Annotated in this window: 15 protein-coding genes; 6 read left to right on the top strand and 9 right to left on the bottom strand. The window is 48.9% G+C overall.

The features are described 5' to 3' along the window. Positions 1-5 precede the first annotated feature (5 nt). A complete protein-coding gene (gene leuB / locus FTU50_RS03050; RefSeq protein WP_005182055.1) occupies positions 6-1,085 on the top strand; it encodes a 3-isopropylmalate dehydrogenase in 1,080 nt (359 codons plus the stop codon). Between the two features lie 80 nt (positions 1,086-1,165). Here leuB and FTU50_RS03045 read toward each other — a convergent pair whose 3' ends face one another. Both FTU50_RS03045 and infA read right to left on the bottom strand, forming a co-directional pair. Beyond that, positions 1,166-1,561 (bottom strand): hypothetical protein, encoded by a 396-nt coding sequence (locus FTU50_RS03045; RefSeq protein ID WP_180046330.1) that lies wholly within the window; start codon positions 1,559-1,561, stop codon positions 1,166-1,168. 163 nt (positions 1,562-1,724) lie between these two features. Next, a complete protein-coding gene (gene infA, locus FTU50_RS03040) occupies positions 1,725-1,946 on the bottom strand; it encodes a translation initiation factor IF-1 (RefSeq protein ID WP_001284370.1) in 222 nt (73 codons plus the stop codon). Between the two features lie 230 nt (positions 1,947-2,176). Here infA and FTU50_RS03035 point away from each other — a divergent pair, with 230 nt between their 5' ends. After that, positions 2,177-3,184: an AraC family transcriptional regulator gene (locus FTU50_RS03035; protein ID WP_005182061.1), complete on the top strand. Its 1,008-nt coding sequence runs from the start codon at positions 2,177-2,179 to the stop codon at positions 3,182-3,184. 136 nt (positions 3,185-3,320) lie between these two features. Here the strand turns inward: FTU50_RS03035 and truA are convergent, their stop codons facing one another. The 5 genes from truA to asd all read right to left on the bottom strand — a co-directional run bounded on the left by truA (position 3,321) and on the right by asd (position 9,308). After that, positions 3,321-4,118 (bottom strand): tRNA pseudouridine(38-40) synthase TruA, encoded by a 798-nt coding sequence (gene truA / locus FTU50_RS03030; protein WP_180046328.1) that lies wholly within the window; start codon positions 4,116-4,118, stop codon positions 3,321-3,323. Positions 4,119-4,136: 18 nt separating this feature from the next. Next, complete coding sequence (locus FTU50_RS03025) at positions 4,137-5,105, bottom strand: asparaginase domain-containing protein (protein WP_180046326.1); 969 nt, start codon at positions 5,103-5,105, stop codon at positions 4,137-4,139. A 46-nt stretch (positions 5,106-5,151) separates the two neighbouring features. Then, a complete protein-coding gene (locus FTU50_RS03020) occupies positions 5,152-6,585 on the bottom strand; it encodes a fimbrial protein FimV (protein WP_180046324.1) in 1,434 nt (477 codons plus the stop codon). A gap of 66 nt (positions 6,586-6,651) precedes the next feature. Beyond that, on the bottom strand, positions 6,652-8,064 hold the full coding sequence (locus FTU50_RS03015) for a hypothetical protein (protein WP_180046322.1): 1,413 nt from the start codon (positions 8,062-8,064) through the stop codon (positions 6,652-6,654). A 125-nt stretch (positions 8,065-8,189) separates the two neighbouring features. Then, positions 8,190-9,308, bottom strand: coding sequence for an aspartate-semialdehyde dehydrogenase (asd, locus tag FTU50_RS03010; protein ID WP_005182074.1), 1,119 nt, complete (start codon positions 9,306-9,308; stop codon positions 8,190-8,192). A gap of 194 nt (positions 9,309-9,502) precedes the next feature. On the opposite strand from asd, the gene FTU50_RS03005 reads away from it, so the two are divergent. After that, positions 9,503-10,630, top strand: a complete 1,128-nt coding sequence (locus FTU50_RS03005) for an endonuclease/exonuclease/phosphatase family protein (RefSeq protein WP_180046320.1) — start codon at positions 9,503-9,505, stop codon at positions 10,628-10,630. Between the two features lie 321 nt (positions 10,631-10,951). Here FTU50_RS03005 and lpxL read toward each other — a convergent pair whose 3' ends face one another. Next, the gene (gene lpxL, locus FTU50_RS03000) at positions 10,952-11,887 is read right to left on the bottom strand and encodes an LpxL/LpxP family Kdo(2)-lipid IV(A) lauroyl/palmitoleoyl acyltransferase (RefSeq protein ID WP_016659582.1); all 936 of its coding nucleotides are present in this window, start codon (positions 11,885-11,887) and stop codon (positions 10,952-10,954) included. 100 nt (positions 11,888-11,987) lie between these two features. After that, a complete protein-coding gene (locus FTU50_RS02995; protein ID WP_104487702.1) occupies positions 11,988-13,898 on the bottom strand; it encodes an ATP-binding cassette domain-containing protein in 1,911 nt (636 codons plus the stop codon). Between the two features lie 35 nt (positions 13,899-13,933). Between FTU50_RS02995 and FTU50_RS02990 the strand changes: the two genes are divergently transcribed. From FTU50_RS02990 to FTU50_RS02980, 3 genes are all read left to right on the top strand, one after another. Then, a complete protein-coding gene (locus tag FTU50_RS02990; protein WP_005182087.1) occupies positions 13,934-14,179 on the top strand; it encodes a SlyX family protein in 246 nt (81 codons plus the stop codon). A gap of 221 nt (positions 14,180-14,400) precedes the next feature. Further along, positions 14,401-15,423 (top strand): hypothetical protein, encoded by a 1,023-nt coding sequence (locus FTU50_RS02985; protein WP_180046318.1) that lies wholly within the window; start codon positions 14,401-14,403, stop codon positions 15,421-15,423. Positions 15,424-15,493: 70 nt separating this feature from the next. After that, positions 15,494-15,943 carry an ammonium transporter gene (locus FTU50_RS02980; protein ID WP_180046316.1) on the top strand — a complete coding sequence of 150 codons (450 nt, stop codon included), beginning with the start codon at positions 15,494-15,496 and terminating at the stop codon, positions 15,941-15,943. Positions 15,944-15,954 lie beyond the last annotated feature (11 nt).

Here is a 15,954-nt window from a genome sequence, read left to right as displayed (position 1 = left end):
AACTCATGTCAAAACATATTTTGATTCTTGCCGGTGACGGTATTGGCCCAGAAATCGTCACAGCAGCGGAGCAGGTGCTTACGCGTGTTAATGAAAAGTTCAATCTGGGCTTGACGTGGGAACAGGGATTGTTAGGTGGTGCCGCGATTGATGCGCATGGTTCACCTTATCCGGATGTGACGTCTGAACAGGCGAAAAAAGCCGATGCTTTATTGCTCGGTGCAGTTGGTGGTCCAAAATGGGATACGATTGAGCGTTCGATCCGCCCGGAACGTGGCCTGTTAAAATTACGTAGCGAATTAAACCTGTTTGCTAACCTGCGTCCAGCGATTCTGTATCCGCAACTGGCTGATGCGTCTAGCTTAAAGCCGGAAATTGTATCGGGTCTGGATATCCTGATTGTACGTGAACTGACGGGTGGGATTTACTTTGGTCAGCCACGTGGTATTCGCGAGCTGGAAAATGGCGAGAAACAGGGCTTTAACACCGACGTCTATGCTGAATCAGAAATCAAGCGTATTGCCAAAGTGGCTTTTGAAATGGCCAAACTGCGTGGTGGTAAAGTCTGCTCGGTGGACAAAGCCAACGTGCTGGAAGTAACTGAGCTGTGGAAACAGACCGTGACCCAGTTACACGCTGAACAATATCCAGAAATCAACCTGTCACACATGTATGTCGACAATGCGGCAATGCAATTGGTACGTGCACCAAAACAGTTTGACGTACTGGTAACCGGTAACCTGTTTGGTGACATCCTGTCTGATGAAGCAGCAATGCTAACCGGTTCTATCGGTATGTTGCCATCAGCGTCGCTAGATGAAAATGGCAAAGGTATGTATGAGCCATGTCATGGTTCAGCACCAGACATCGCTGGCCAGAACATTGCCAACCCGTTGGCGACCATCTTGTCTGTGGCAATGATGCTGCGTTATACCTTCCGTGAAGAAGCTGCCGCGAAAGCGATTGAAGATGCAGTGGGCAATGTGCTTGATCAAGGTTTACGTACGGCTGACATCATGTCTGAAGGCATGAATAAAGTGGGTACTCAGGAAATGGGTCAGGCTGTGGTTGCTGCATTGGGCTAAGTCTCGACAGCAAATCAAAAAACGCAGCTGCAGGCTGCGTTTTTTTATGGCTATTGAATAGCTAGGTCTAGATTCAGCGCTTAACAGGTGCGACCGGTATAGTGTACAGAGTGGGCAATATTCTGTTCCAGCCGGAACACAATCTGGCAGTGCAGGTTAACATTATAGCTGTTGGCTGGGCCAATGGGCGCTGGAATATGGGCTGGACCGGTGGCCGGGGCATTCGATACAGGAATCGGAATGCTGATTGGGCGTATAACGGTGTAGGTGAGCGCCTGTGGGCTGATTTGTGGTGAACTGACCTGTTCGTAACCGAGCAGGCTTAAATCGAGCTGCTGGCGAATCTGCTGGCTGGACTGGCCGACAAATTGGGCCAGATAGGCATCACGTTCAGCTCGGGTACTGGACGGCGTGGTTACACAAGCGGAGAGACTGAACGCGAGGAGCGCCAAAGCAACGGAGCGAGAGACAAACATGCGCGATCTCCATTGAATAAAACTTCATTCTAGGCAAGGACAGCCTAAAAATATGTGTATATTCGATAAGCGGCAGATCTCGACGCCATTCTTGGCTGTTACACAGCATCAGCAGCCAATAAAAAAGCCACTGTTGAAGGTGGCTTTTTGCTTGCGCTAAAACTTAGCGTGCACGATAGGTAATACGACCTTTCGTTAAGTCATAAGGCGTCATTTCAACTTTCACGCTGTCGCCAGTTAAAATGCGAATATAGTGCTTGCGCATTTTACCTGAAATATGGGCAATCACCTCGTGACCGTTTTCTAAACGTACACGGAACATAGTATTAGGAAGCGTTTCGGTGACAACGCCTTCGAACTCGATGAGTTCCTCTTTATTGGCCATAGCCTACCTGATGATCAAATTGGAAAGGCGCAAATTATAGTCAATTTTTTTGAAAAAATCAAGGTGAAACCCGCCGCAGATGAATCATCTGTCAGTAAAATAAGCGAACAAAACATTTAAATTTTTTCTACAAAAAAACGTGGTGGATGGTTGTCAGTTTGGTCAATCACAGTTAATCTAAAATCAATCTTTTTAAGTATAAATGAAGAACATACAAGGAAGGTCTTTGCGTGGGTCAGCTAACTGATGCATCGGTTGTATTGCGATTAGGCTACCAAGCGATTCGTCGTGCCGGTTTGCCAACCGAAGAAATATTAACAAAAGCAGGTGTCGCACTTAATCAGGTTGAGGCCAATGATCGTACGCCTTTGGGCGCGCAGTATGCGTTTTGGGTGGCGGCGGAAGAAGTCAGCCGTGACCCGGATATTGGTTTGCATCTGGGTGAACATTTGCCACTCTATCGGGGGCAGGTGATTGAGCATCTGTTTATTTCTTCGGAAAACTTTGGTGAAGGTTTAAAACGGGCACTGGCCTATCAGCGTTTAATCAGTGATGCCTTTGATGCCAAACTGGTGATTGAAGATGACCGCTGTTATTTAACCAATGGTCAACAGCCGTGGGCTGACAATATTGTCAATCGTCACTTTTCTGAATGTGCCATGTCGGGCATTTTACGTTTCTTCAAGTTTATTACCGAAGGCAAATTCCAGCCGCTATATATCGACTTTAATTTCCAGCAGGGCGCTGCCGATGATGAATATTTCCGGGTCTATGAGTGTCCGGTCAGTCTGGGGCAGAATGAAACACGGTTGTATTTCGATCCTTCCATTTTAGAATACCCGCTGTGGCAGGCCGAGCCGGAGCTATTACAGTTACATGAGCAGCTGGCGCTGGAGAAACTACAGGAACTGGCGCGTTATGATCTGGTCGGTGAAGTACGCCGGGCGATTGGCTCGACCCTGGAAAGCGGGGAAACCACATTGGAAACCGTGGCTGCGCAGCTGAATATCACGCCGCGTCGTTTACGTACCCAGCTGAGCGAGGCCAATACCAGTTTCCAGCAGATTCTCTCGGATTATCGTTGTCGTCTGGCTAAAAAGCTGCTGGCCAATACCAATGAAAGCGTGGAACGGATTGTGTATCTGACCGGATTTTCTGAACCGAGTACCTTTTACCGGGCCTTTAAACGCTGGACCAATGAAACACCGGTCGAGTACCGGAAACGTAAACAGCGTTAAGCATCTCCGCAGTCCCCCTTGATTAAAGGGGGATTTTTTTAGAGTTGCCGCTTGATGCAAGGGTGACTTTCGTTTTTAAAGCTTGGAGTGGCAAGAATGAAACCACTCCCTGAGTAAAAGGGGGGGCGGAATACAATTATTCCGGCATATTCAGCCAATGCGGACCTAAAGGCACTTGAGGCAAGTCAAACTGCTCTGGATAGTGCGCCTGGATAAAGTACAGGCCATCGGGTGGGGCGGTAATGCCAGCCGCTTTACGATCCTGTGCGGCAAAAATTGTATCAATATGGTCAATATCATACATACCTTGGCCAATTTCCAGCAGACAGCCCATGATATTCCGCACCATATGATGCAGGAAACCATCGGCCTGAATATCGAGCACCAAATAATGCCCATGACGGATCAGGCGGCAATGGCTGACGGTACGGACCGGCTGATTGGACTGACAGGCTGCGGCACGAAAACTTTCAAAATTATGCGTGCCTTCAAACTTTTGCGCGGCAGCAATCATCTTGTCGACATCCAGCGCATAGTAGGCATGGGTGACCTGTTTATGCAGCAGGGCCGGGCGCTGTGGATGGTTATAGACCACATAACGGTAGCGGCGCGCACAGGCCTTAAAGCGGGCATGAAAATCCATGTCCATAGCCTTAATCCACTGAATGGCAATGTCTTTGGGTAGCTGGCTATTGGCTCCCATCAGCCAGCCGCGTTCAGGGCGAATGGCTGCCGTGTCGAAATGTGCCACCATGTTGGTGGCATGCACGCCTGCATCGGTACGGCCAGCGCCATGCAGGATAATCGGTTCATTGGCAATTTTGGAGAGGACCTTTTCCAGCGTTTCCTGCACGCTCGGGACGCCTGGTTGCTGGGTTTGCCAGCCCCGGTAGCGAATACCACAAAATTCAATCCCGACCGCAAAACGTTGCATATTCACCTCAAATTGGCCTTAGTCATACCAATGCTGTTGCCATTGTTCTCTGCGCGGGTATTGTAAATACATTTTTAATGCTTTTGCATACAGATCTGCATGTCCAAAGCCATCATTGACTAAAATTTTACTGTTCTGGATCCAGCTGCTGATCGCATAACGCTGATCCAATGGGCCAAATGGCACTTGGGTGGTCAGAATCACGGCACAATCTTGCGTCTGTAAGGACTGTAGCAACGTCAGGAGTGTTTCATTTACAGCCAGATTACCAGTACCAAAGCCTTGTAAAATCAGGCAATGCGGTGGCTGCTGGGCGATCAGTTTCAAATTGGCGAGCTGCTGCTCTAAACCAATCGGCTGCATCATCACACTCATGCAGTTGAAGTGTTGTGCTTTGTCCAGATCTGCAGCCTGTACCAAGTAGGCGGCTTGTTCTTTTTGATTTAAAGCACTGCTGGCGGCCTGACCCTGAAAGGCATCCAGCTCGGTGGTGTGGCATTTTAAGGCGCTGCGACCATGGAAACATTGATGATGAAACGCCAGATACACGCCAACCGGCAATTGCAGCACCGATTCCAGGGCAAAATTCAGGTTATCCAGCGCATCGCTGAAGTCACGGGTGTTCTGTCCATCTATGGTCAGCAGTGGATACTGGCTGCCAGTCAGCACTACATGTGCAGACTGCGCGATAAAGTGTGCCAGCACGGCACTGGCATAGCTTAAAGTATCGGTGCCATGAATGACGACAAAATGCTGAAACTGTTGTAACTGCAGCTGCTGGATAAACTGCACCAGACGTAACCAGTCGGTCGCGGTACAGCGGCTGCTGTCCTGAATCACCGGCGCCACAAAACATTCTACCGACAGATGTAGCGGTAGCACATGACGCAGCTGGGGAAGAAACTGCTTTGCAGGCATGGGGCTGAGTGGCTCACCGACACAGCCAAAGGTACCGCCCATATAAATTAATGCAATTTTTTTCATCATAAAAAAAGCAGCCAAGGATGACTGCTTTATCTTAGTGAGATTTACTTTAAGAAGCTATTTGATTGAGTAACTGCGTGGCGTGTTGCTGCTGTGCTGCAGAATAGTTTGCTTCTTTTTCTGCCAGCAGGGCACGGGCCGCATCATAGGCACCCAGCTCAATATATTGCTGAGCTAGCTCCAGATTCAGCTGGATTTCATTGACTTCGGCCAGTTCAGGGAAGGACTGAATCAGCGGATCATGCGGATCAACCGCGGTTGCCGCCACGGCAGCCATAGCGGGTTCTTCAACCATTGGTGCTTCAGGCGTTGCTGGTGTCGCTTCAATGGTTGGTGCGCTATCTAGGTCAAACTGGAACAGCGGTGCAGTGTCTGTTGGTGCGGTAACCGCAGGTTCTACCGGCTGTTCAGCCACCGGTGTAGGACTGATCGAGAAATCAAAACTAAATTCTGATTTTTCTTCCGCAGGTGGGGTGGTGACAGCTGGTGTGGTCGCAGGTGTGGCTTCAGTTGCAGTCTTTTCCAGCTCAAACGAGAAATCCAGTGCCTGAGGTTCTTGTGCAGCCGGAGTCACTGGCTCAACCGGTGTTACCGGTGCAGCTTGGGTTGGTGTTGGTTCCAGCTCAAACGAGAAATCTAATGCCTGAGGTTCCTGCGCTGCTGCTGGAGCCGGTTCGATCGGTGTAGCTGCTTGTGTGCCGGCAGCCGAGTCAAAAGACAGATTAAATTCAAGAGGTTGAACTTCTTCTGCTTTTGCTGGCGCAGGGGTGTTAACAGGCGCAGCCGAGGTACTTGGGGTAAATTCCAGATCTGGTACCGGAGCGCTTTCGGTTTTTGCGACTGGCGTTTCGGTTTTGAGTGACTGTTGTAACTGGTCAAATGACGTGCTGGCTGTGCTTGAACTGCTGGATTGAATCAGTGCATCAAAATCCGCAGGGGGTTGTGTTTTTGCGCTAACTGGTGTTTCAGAAAATGCTGCAGTAGTTGGCGCTGCAGAGGCCGGTGTTTCTGCTTTGGTTTGAGAAGCTTTCTGTGCTTCGATTTTAGCTTCAGCCTGAGCCAGAATATCTTCCAATCCCAGATTCTTCAGATGATCCAGCAATTGGCGGGTGGCAAATTCATCTTTTTGGGTCAGATGCACGTCCAGTAACAGCAGATACAGTTCATGCAACGACGGGTCACGTTTCAGCGCCTGATTAATCTGCGCTTCGGCCGAGAAAAAGTTACGGTCACGAATCTGGGTCTCAATGGTCTGGCGTAAATCTGCCGGAAGTGGTGTGCTTCCTTGTGGTTCGGCAACAGGCTCGGCCACTATGGCAGTTTTGACCGTAGTTTTCTTCGTAGTGGTGCTTTTCTTGGCCTTGGTTTTACTGGCTGCAGCCGGTTTTTTTGCTGCTGGTTCGGATTCTTTATTGGCTTCACGCTTTTTTAACACCAGCGCGATGACCAGTAACAAAATAAATGGAATCACATAAATCAGCATGTTGCTACCCCTTAGGCAGAGAGGGATAAACCATCTCTCCTGAAAAAAATCATGTTGAGTAATACGTTAGAGTTTTGGCTTATTTTCGGCTTGTTGCTTTTTCAACTGTTGTTGCAATTCAGCAAGACGCGCATTGAGTAATTGAATTCTTTGATCCTTCTGACTTAATGCCAATTCTAACTGTGTTACGTTTCTCTGTAATTTAACGGTTTTCTCACGCGCTGTCATAACTTTTAGTGACAACTCTTCTGAGGTTTGCGCGCTTTGTGTGTTCTTTTTGGCAGAACCTTGGGCAGAATCTTGCTGATTTTCTGCCACCAGACTCATTTCGGCCTGACTGATCCGGTATTTGGCCTTGCCAGACTGGCGTGAAGGCTGGGTTGCCGGGATTGGCACGGTCTTTTTCGCGGCTTTTTGCCCGCTGCTGACGGCCTGTAAATTCAAGGTTGCACCGCGGCGTAAACGGTTGGCATCGCCCTGAATAAAGGCATGTTCATTGTGGGCTTTAATCTGCTGCATCACTTCGCCGACCGGCTGCTGGTTCTCTGCGGCGATACGTGAGGCAATGGCCCATAGCGATTCATTGGATTGCACCACATGCCGTGCTGTGGTTGATGCTGGCGCAGATGGAGCAGGTGCTTTGGGTGCTGTAACCGGTGCCGGCTTTGCCGGTGCTTGCTGTTGCTGCGCTTTTAACTGCTCGGCATATTTCTTGACCAGTGGATCTGCTGAAACCGAGGCAGATGTATTTACGGCAGCTGTGTTGCCCGCGTTATGTGTAGAGGCCGGTTGAGCTGATGTCGCCGGAGTTGATGGCGTAACCGCTGACACAGGGCTTGCAGCCGGCTGTGCTGCTGCGCTGACAGCTGCTGTAGTTGATGGACTTAAAGCCGGTGGCGGGCTGGCTTGAATCGCTAGGGGTGCTTCTACACTGCGCGTGGTGCTGGCAGATGCCGTGGCTGTGGTATAGGCGGTACTGGTCGGCAAGTTTAAGGCAATGTCCCGTTCATTCACGACCATGACCGGTGTTAGTGGCTGCTCTTTCGGTTGCAACTGCGCGCGTTGTTCTGCCAGGGTACTGCGTTTTAGTGAGGTTTTAATATGCTGTAAACGCGTGGCCGAGCCTTCACGAATTTTGACCACAATATTCAGTTCGGTATCGGTCAGTGGCCGAGAAGAGGTAATGGTAATCACCCCGTTGCCGGCACCATCACGTCGGGTAAAGAAATTTAAATGACCCGGTGGACGATGGCTGGCACCAATGGCCATCAAGTCTTCTGCCGAGGCCAGACTGACTTCAATCGGCGCATTGACATTGGACTGACGGAAGTTCATTTCAGCATACAGCAATTCCCCAGGTGCTGACTGAATCTGAACAGGATCGACATTAATCGCATGAATATGTTGTGAGGCAAGAATAGCTAAAATCGCGATCTTTAATTTGTTATATACGGTCATCTTAATCGTTAGCTCGGTCATTTATCGCATAGCGAAAAGAATAGATTAGCGAGTTGTAAGTCGATTGTAAAATATTTACAGGCTAGTTACATAAAAAGCCGATCTTTTCAGATCGGCTTTTGGTAATTTACTTTTGCTTAAAAGGCTTACGCGTTTTTATAGTCAATTAAGATGCGTAGCATACGGCGTAATGGTTCTGCCGCACCCCAAAGCAACTGGTCACCGACGGTGAACGCGCCCAGGTATTCTTTACCCATGTTCAGCTTGCGTAAACGGCCCACAGGAACAGTTAAGGTACCGGTTACTGCAACAGGGGTTAAATCTGTCATAGAGGCTTCACGGGTATTTGGTACCACTTTCGACCAGTCATTGGCGCTGGCGATGATATCTTCGATTTCATCCAGAGGTACATCTTTACGCAGTTTCAGGGTAAGGGCCTGAGAGTGACAACGCATGGCACCAATACGGACACAGTGACCATCAATTGGTACGATTTGCTGGTTGCCTAAAATCTTGTTGGTTTCAGACTGACCTTTCCATTCTTCTTTCGACTGGCCATTTTCCAGCTGTTTGTCGATATATGGAATTAAAGAGCCAGCAAGCGGTACACCAAAGTTGGCTGACGGGAAACCTTCGCCACGTTGCAGTTCAGCAATTTTAGAGTCGATGTCCAGAATTGGAGAACGTGGGTCATCTAGCAGTTCTTTGGTGTTGTTATACAGGTAGCCCATACCGGTGATCAGTTCACGCATGTTTTGCGCGCCTGCACCAGAAGCAGCCTGATAAGTCATCGAGGTTGCCCATTCCACCAGATTGTTCTGGAACAGACCGCCTAAGCCCATCAACATGAGTGAAACCGTACAGTTACCGCCCACAAATGTTTTGGTGCCTTTCACCAGACCGTCTTTAATCACGTTCATGTTCACCGGATCAAGTACGATAATTGCCTCATCATCCATACGCAGGGTAGATGCTGCATCAATCCAGTAACCGTTCCAGCCTTCGGCTTTCAGTTTCGGGAACACGTCTGAGGTATAGTCGCCACCTTGACAGGTAATAATGACATCCATTTGCTTCAGACTGTTAATGTCCGTTGCATCCATAAGTGCTGGGGCAGTTTTACCGCCAAACGCTGGTGCTTCACCACCGGCATTACTGGTAGAGAAATAAAATGGCTCAAAATGAGCAAAATCATTCTCTTCAACCATACGTTGCATAAGGACGGAACCTACCATCCCGCGCCAACCGACCAGACCTACTTTCATGTCACTTTGCCTCGGTGCGTAAAAAAACAAAAAGGAGTATGAGTGTATCAAAAGGGGACACAACTGCAAGCTCTACATAATCAAAACATCATTATTATTGAGTGAAATAACTTGTTTGTGTTACATACAAAATTGATAACGTTAGATTTCTATTTAAAAAAAACGAGAAAAATGAACTTTCTAAGTAGGTGCATATGATTTGGGTGGAAATGCTGGCCATTTTCGTCATCTGGATCAGCTTCTGGTCGCTGATTCCGCGCGATGAATGGTGGTTTCGAGGTGCCGATTTTCCCAGATTGCAGGTTCTGATGCTGGGGATTGTGGCCTTTGTGCTGATGCTGCTGTGGGATGCGGCCTGGGATACGCTGCGCTATGTGATTTTAACCGGCCTGATTGCCGCCCTGGCGTACCAACTGAAAATGGTGCTGCCTTATACCTTTATCTGGAAAAAGCAGGTCAAAAAGGTCAAGCCGGAGCAGTTAAATCCCGATCAGCAAATTTCGTTAATGGTTTCCAATGTATTGACCACCAACCAGAAATATCATCTGCTCATTGCTGAAATCCGGAAATACCAGCCCGATTTGGTACTGACGCTGGAAACCGATACGGTCTGGCAGCAGCAGCTGGCGGTGATTGAACCGGATTATCCTTATCGCGTGCCGGTGCCGCTGGACAATTTATATGGCATGCATCTCTATAGCCGCCTGCCCTTAAAAGAGACTGAAGTGAAATTTATCCTTAGCGATGAAATTCCGTCAATTCATACCACAGTGATCCTGCGTTCAGGCCAGCCGGTGCAGCTGTACTGTCTGCATCCGAAACCGCCGAGTCCGACTGAAGCCAAAGATTCGACCCTGCGTGATGCCGAGCTATTAATTGTCGGCGATCAGATTAAAGATCTGGATGAAAGCTGTATTGTGATGGGCGACCTGAATGATGTGGCCTGGTCCCGCACCACACGTCTGTTTCAGCGCATCAGTGGCCTGCTGGACCCGCGCGTCGGCCGGCATTATGTCAATACTTTCCATGCAGATTATCCCTTATTGCGCTGGTCGCTGGACCATGTGTTTCACAGTACCGATTTTGCCTTGGTGGAGATGAAGCGTTTGCCACATATGGGCTCAGATCATTTTCCGGTCTATGTGGTGTTACAGACCGGTCGGGTGTTTGAGCACATTCAGGAAGAGCTGGAACAGACTGAACCCGATGAAGAAGAAGCGCAGGAGGCGATTCAGGAGGGTATTGAAAAAGCCGAGCGGGAAGAAAAAATCGTGACCGATGATTTGGCTCAGGATTATAAGCAGGGCAGCAAGACGCCATGAAATTTGAGGAAAAGTGTAAGAAATGGCTTACACAGATTTAGGCCGATGGCCAATAGCTGAAACCGAGCAAGCTGCGTATTCTAAGCATATCGGCAGATGGAGTTGGGAAAGGAGAGTCCCGTTAAGGAAGTTGAAGCCGGTGGATTGTCATCATGGAGATGATGCAGGAATGGAAAGCCAGAGATAACAACAAAAAAGTTTTGAAAGCACAACCTCATAAGCCCGAGTTTTGCAGGATGCAGAACTCGGGTTTAACTTTATGGGCTGTCGTGTCCTGGTATTTTAATCAGTATATGGTATTTGGCTTGTAGAAAGATTGGCTTAATACAGCTGCTCATAGCCTTGTGGACGGGTCTTAAAACGGCGATGGAACCACATATATTGAGTCGGCGCGATGCGCAGCTGACGTTCAATAATCAAATTAACACGCGTCGCGTCATCGACTTCATCTTCACTTGGTAAACGCTCAACCGGTGGTTCAATCAAGACATGGTATTTCGGATTTTTAAGATCGCCATGGCGGTAGAAATACAGCGGAATTGCGGCGGCTTTGGTCATTTTCAGTAAACGACGATGCGCAGTCACGGTGGCTGCCGGCACGCCAAAGAATGGCGCCATTACACCTTGTTTCAGGCCAAAATCCTGATCCGGACTGTACCAGATGGCATGGCCATTTTTCAGGTTACGTACCAGACCACGCATATCATCATGGTCAATCTGATGGGCATAAATGGTGGCCCGGCAGCGGTAAATCAGCATATCTAACAGCGGATTGTTCTGCGGACGATAGACCACATCGGGTTCAAAATACTGGGCACATAAATAGCCACCGGCATCAAGCAGGGTCGAGTGGGTGCCCAGCAACAAGACGCCTTTGCCTTCCGCTTGCGCCTGCTGAATATATTCCAGACCTTCAATACTGACCCGGCCCTGGAACCATTTCGGGCTATACCAGGCATTTAGGGTTTCAAATACGCCAATCATCTGGTCAACAAAAACCTGGCGCGCGTTGTCCTGCACCTCTTGCGCAGACCATTCCGGAAAGCAAAGCTCCAGATTGCGGACAGTGGTTTTACGGCGTGAATGCAGATAGCGAAACGCCAGCTGGCCCAGCCACTGGCCTAAACGGTACTGAATGGCCCACGGCAAGATTGCCAAAATCATCAGGAAGATAATACCGATCCAGATGCTCCAGTATTTCGGTAGCAGAAAGGACCATTGAAATTCACCAGGTTGATAATCTTGCGGTTGCGGCATAGTGACGTTTTAAAATGAAGGTTAAATGCAGTGTAGCATGAACGATTTTGAAGATAAAAAGCATCTGCCGCTGTCCGGCAGATGCTGCGGAACGGTTGAATTAACCGCCTTTGCTCATATTTTCCAGCTCATCCCAGCGTTCCAGTTTTTCCAGCAGGATTTCTTCAATTTCTGCCAGACGCTGCGAAGCCTGGGTTGCAGCTTCGGCATCGGATACAAACCAGGAACCATCAGCCAGTTTTTCTGACAGTGCAGCCTGTTCTGTTTCCAGCGCTTCAATTTCAGCCGGCAGTTGGTCCAGTTCACGCTGATCTTTATAGCTGAGTTTCTTTTTCACAGGCGCCGGAGCAGCTTCTACTTTTGCTGCTTCTGCCTTGGCCTGGGCCTTTTTCACCGCCATTTTCTGGTCAACCACGGTTTGATCCGGACGCTGCTGTAAATAGTCCTGATAGCCGCCGACATATTCTTCAATATGGCCTTTGCCATCAAACACCCAGGTCGAGGTGACCACGTTGTCCATAAAGGCACGGTCATGCGAAATCAGCAGCAAGGTGCCTTTGTATTCAGCCAGCATTTCTTCCAGTAGTTCCAGCGTGACCATATCCAGATCGTTGGTCGGCTCATCCATCACAATTAAATTGGATGGTTTCAGCAAGAGTTTGGCCAGTAGCACGCGGTTACGTTCACCGCCGGACAAGGCTTTGACTGGGGTACGCGCACGTTCCGGGTTAAACAGGAAGTCTTGCAGATAGCTGTAGATATGACGGCGCTGTCCATTGACATCAACAAAGTCGGAACCTTCAGAAACGTTGTCCTTGACCGATTTTTCCAAATCGAGCTGGTTACGCAGCTGATCAAAATAGGCAATTTCCAGCTGGGTGCCGATTTTAACGGTACCGCTGTGTTCTACTTCATCCAAAATGGCTTTAATCAGGGTGGTTTTACCGACCCCGTTATCTCCGACCAGACCAATCCGGTCGCCACGCATGACAATGGCCGAGAAGTCTTTGATTAGCGGCTTGCCATCATAGCTGACGCCCAGATGCTCAATATCAAAGACCAGTTTGCCTGAACGCGCAGCTTCCTGTACGCCCATGTTGACTTTGCCTTGCTGGAAGCGACGCGCTTTGGATTCTTCGCGTAAGGCTTTCAGGGCACGAACACGACCTTCGTTGCGGGTACGACGCGCTTTAATACCCTGACGGATCCAGGCTTCTTCTTCGGCCAGTTTTTTCTCAAACAGGGCATTCTGTTTTTCTTCTGCTTCCAGCTGCTGGGCTTTGAGATCCAGATAGCGTGAATAGTTGCCTTCATAACTGCGCAGAATCCCGCGATCCAGTTCGACAATACGGGTTGCCAGACTGTCGACAAAGGTCCGGTCGTGCGAAATAAACAATAAGGTCAGGTTGTTCTGATCGAGCAGGAATTTTTCCAGCCATTCGATACTTTCAACATCTAAATGGTTAGTCGGCTCATCCAGTAACAGGATGTCCGGTTGGGTCAGCAGGGCACGGGCCAGCAGCACGCGGCGTTTACGGCCACCGGAAAGATCTGCCAGATCGGCATTCGGGTCCAGCCCCATTTTGCTTAAAATAGAGTTGACCTTGTTTTCCAGTGCCCAGCCATCAAGCTGATCCAGTTTGTGTTGCAGTTCACCCATGCGCTCGCAGGCGGCCATATCGCCCAGTACGCAGGCATCATTGGCGGCATGATAGGCACGCAGGACCTCTGCTGCTTCACCGGCACCATCGGCGACAATATCGGCAACCTTGCCCGAATCCATCGGGACATCCTGGGTGAGCATGGACACGGTTAAGCCATTTTGAATCGAGACTTCACCGGCATCGGGCAGTAAGCTTCCTTCAATCAGTTTAAGTAAGGTAGACTTACCTTCACCATTACGGCCGATCAAACACACTCGTTCGCCACGTTCAAGAGTAAAGTTCGCGCCGTCGAGCAGGGCGGGTCCACCAAACGCGAGTTGGACATCCCTTAGGGTAATATAGGCCATAGTGTTTCCTGAAAAATCTCAAATGAGGATTTAAAATGACTAAACAACAAAATCTAAATGATCAGGCGTCATTTTCCGCACCCATTGAAGATTTGCAAGTCCGAATTGCATTTTTAGATGATTTAGTTGAACAGCTGAATGAGCAGGTGACTAAACAGAATCTGGAAATTGCCGACCTCAAGAAACAAATGCAGCTGCTTTATCAACGGGTTGAGTCGGCTGACCTGTCAGAAGGCATTGCTCCCTTCGATCCGCTGACCAATATTCCGCCGCATTATTAATCTGTCAATTGCTAGAGCATCCCGCACAATCTATGAATACACCCGCAGCCTGAATGCGGGTTTTATGTTGAGGTATCTATATAAAGCGGGGGCTAGTGGGGCGGTTTAGCTCCAGTCGCTTTTGAGGCAGCGATCACAGCGCCGCAATAAAAAAATTTGACCTTTATCTCACTTCCGGCTCTAATGCCCACTTTCGGCTCTCAGATCCTTTATTTTTTGTCATGACCCAGAAAGTTGTACTTTTAGATCTTGAACAGAATATGCCTACGGCACAACTGCTGCGCGATATTCTGCAGCATTATTCGACACTCTACCTGTTTAACTGTGCCGGACGCTTTGAGTACGCGCTGGATGACCTGACTGAACTGGCCAGCTGGATGAACAGCGCTCAGGTGGTGGTACTGGACACCCCAGAAGCACCGCATAAAGAGTTTGAATATGCCGTGGTGGTCGGGCAGTTAATGGCATTACTTGAGCCAGATAGCCATGTCGAAATTATTTCGGCCCAGGACAGCAGCGATATTCTGGTGCAGATGCTACAGGCCTCGAATATCAGTGCCCATCTGATTTTGATTCAGCCAGAAGATGCGGCGCAGCCACTTCATACGCCAAAATACAGCTTGCCGAGTATTGCCACCATCCAGCAAAAACCGTATTTGCAACTGGTCAAAAAATACTGTGATGCTCTGGCAAAAATGAGCGGTAAACCGAATACGGTCGAGAAGCTGAAAAACTCCATCAGCAATATTTTGCAGGTGGTGCCGGAAAAAGCCCAGCGTCTGGTCGGTTTGTTAATTAATCTGAAAATTATCAAGCGTTATGATGAGCAAATTGCCTTTCGCAAGAAGGTGCTGAAACAGTGGATTCAGCTGGATTTAAATGCCTCTGCTGAAAAAACACCGGTGGCCAGCAGTCTGGATCAGGCCTTAAAACAGTTACAGTCGACAGAAAGCGGAGCTGCTCCTGTTATTGAACAGGACTCTGTCGCCGTGCCGATTCAAAGTGCGCAGCAGCCGCTGTTTAAAAACTTTGACCAGATTGATCCGGTACAGCTGGAAGTGGCGCGTAAACTGCGCGAACTGAAAGCCGATAAACCCAAAGATATTTATGCCTTGCGTGACCTGTTAGAACAGATGTTTCCCCAGTCCGACGTGCGGTTATTGCTCAAGGAACTGCTGGAAAAAGGCTATATCTACTGGAACGGGCATGAAGTGGTCTATAGCCACGAAATGTTCCTGAATTAATTTTATCGTGCAAACTTGCGTTTTATATGGCGCTTATGCAACTCTAATAAAAGAACATAAAGGTTGAGCTATGGAAAATACTGGAATTTGGGTGGCACTGGCCATCATCATTTTTGTGCTGGGCTCGATTTTTGGTTTGCGTGTCAGTCCAAGAGAAAAAGCCCTCGGCCTGATGCGTGAAAAAGCCCGCAAGATGGGCCTGCATCCGCGTCTGGTGGCTGCGCCGGACTGGACCAAAATTCCGATGGCCACAGAAAGCCGTGCCAGTATGGTGGCCTATTATAGCGTATTGATTCCAGAGGCTCGCCTGCCGTTAATGCGCGCCCGGGTGGTCGATCAGAAGCTTGAGCTGGTGCATGGTGAGGAAAAATTTAATCATACACCCGTTGCATTAAAGGGCATTTATGCTATTGATATGCAGGCAAACTGTGTAGGACTCTATTGGGATGAAGAAGCTGACCTGAAAGCCACCCAACTGGATGACATCAAGGCATATTTACATTCTTTGGCTGAACTTTAATTTAAAACATT

The organism is Acinetobacter sp. YH12112 (assembly GCF_013418945.1).
Lineage (GTDB): Bacteria > Pseudomonadota > Gammaproteobacteria > Pseudomonadales > Moraxellaceae > Acinetobacter > Acinetobacter indicus.
The sequence above is the reverse complement of the archived record's forward strand: the minus strand, read 5'-3'. Positions and strand labels throughout refer to the sequence as shown.

Excerpts from the sequence above, each read along its gene's own strand:
- leuB (WP_005182055.1), top strand. The coding sequence starts at position 6 with ATGTCAAAACATATTTTGATTCTTGCCGGTGACGGTATTGGCCCAGAA.
- FTU50_RS03045 (WP_180046330.1), bottom strand. The coding sequence starts at position 1,561 with ATGTTTGTCTCTCGCTCCGTTGCTTTGGCGCTCCTCGCGTTCAGTCTC.
- infA (WP_001284370.1), bottom strand. The coding sequence starts at position 1,946 with ATGGCCAATAAAGAGGAACTCATCGAGTTCGAAGGCGTTGTCACCGAA.
- truA (WP_180046328.1), bottom strand. The coding sequence starts at position 4,118 with ATGCAACGTTTTGCGGTCGGGATTGAATTTTGTGGTATTCGCTACCGG.
- FTU50_RS03025 (WP_180046326.1), bottom strand. The coding sequence starts at position 5,105 with ATGATGAAAAAAATTGCATTAATTTATATGGGCGGTACCTTTGGCTGT.
- FTU50_RS03020 (WP_180046324.1), bottom strand. The coding sequence starts at position 6,585 with ATGCTGATTTATGTGATTCCATTTATTTTGTTACTGGTCATCGCGCTG.
- FTU50_RS03015 (WP_180046322.1), bottom strand. The coding sequence starts at position 8,064 with ATGACCGAGCTAACGATTAAGATGACCGTATATAACAAATTAAAGATC.
- asd (WP_005182074.1), bottom strand. The coding sequence starts at position 9,308 with ATGAAAGTAGGTCTGGTCGGTTGGCGCGGGATGGTAGGTTCCGTCCTT.
- FTU50_RS03005 (WP_180046320.1), top strand. The coding sequence starts at position 9,503 with ATGATTTGGGTGGAAATGCTGGCCATTTTCGTCATCTGGATCAGCTTC.
- lpxL (WP_016659582.1), bottom strand. The coding sequence starts at position 11,887 with ATGCCGCAACCGCAAGATTATCAACCTGGTGAATTTCAATGGTCCTTT.
- FTU50_RS02995 (WP_104487702.1), bottom strand. The coding sequence starts at position 13,898 with ATGGCCTATATTACCCTAAGGGATGTCCAACTCGCGTTTGGTGGACCC.
- FTU50_RS02990 (WP_005182087.1), top strand. The coding sequence starts at position 13,934 with ATGACTAAACAACAAAATCTAAATGATCAGGCGTCATTTTCCGCACCC.
- FTU50_RS02985 (WP_180046318.1), top strand. The coding sequence starts at position 14,401 with ATGACCCAGAAAGTTGTACTTTTAGATCTTGAACAGAATATGCCTACG.
- FTU50_RS02980 (WP_180046316.1), top strand. The coding sequence starts at position 15,494 with ATGGAAAATACTGGAATTTGGGTGGCACTGGCCATCATCATTTTTGTG.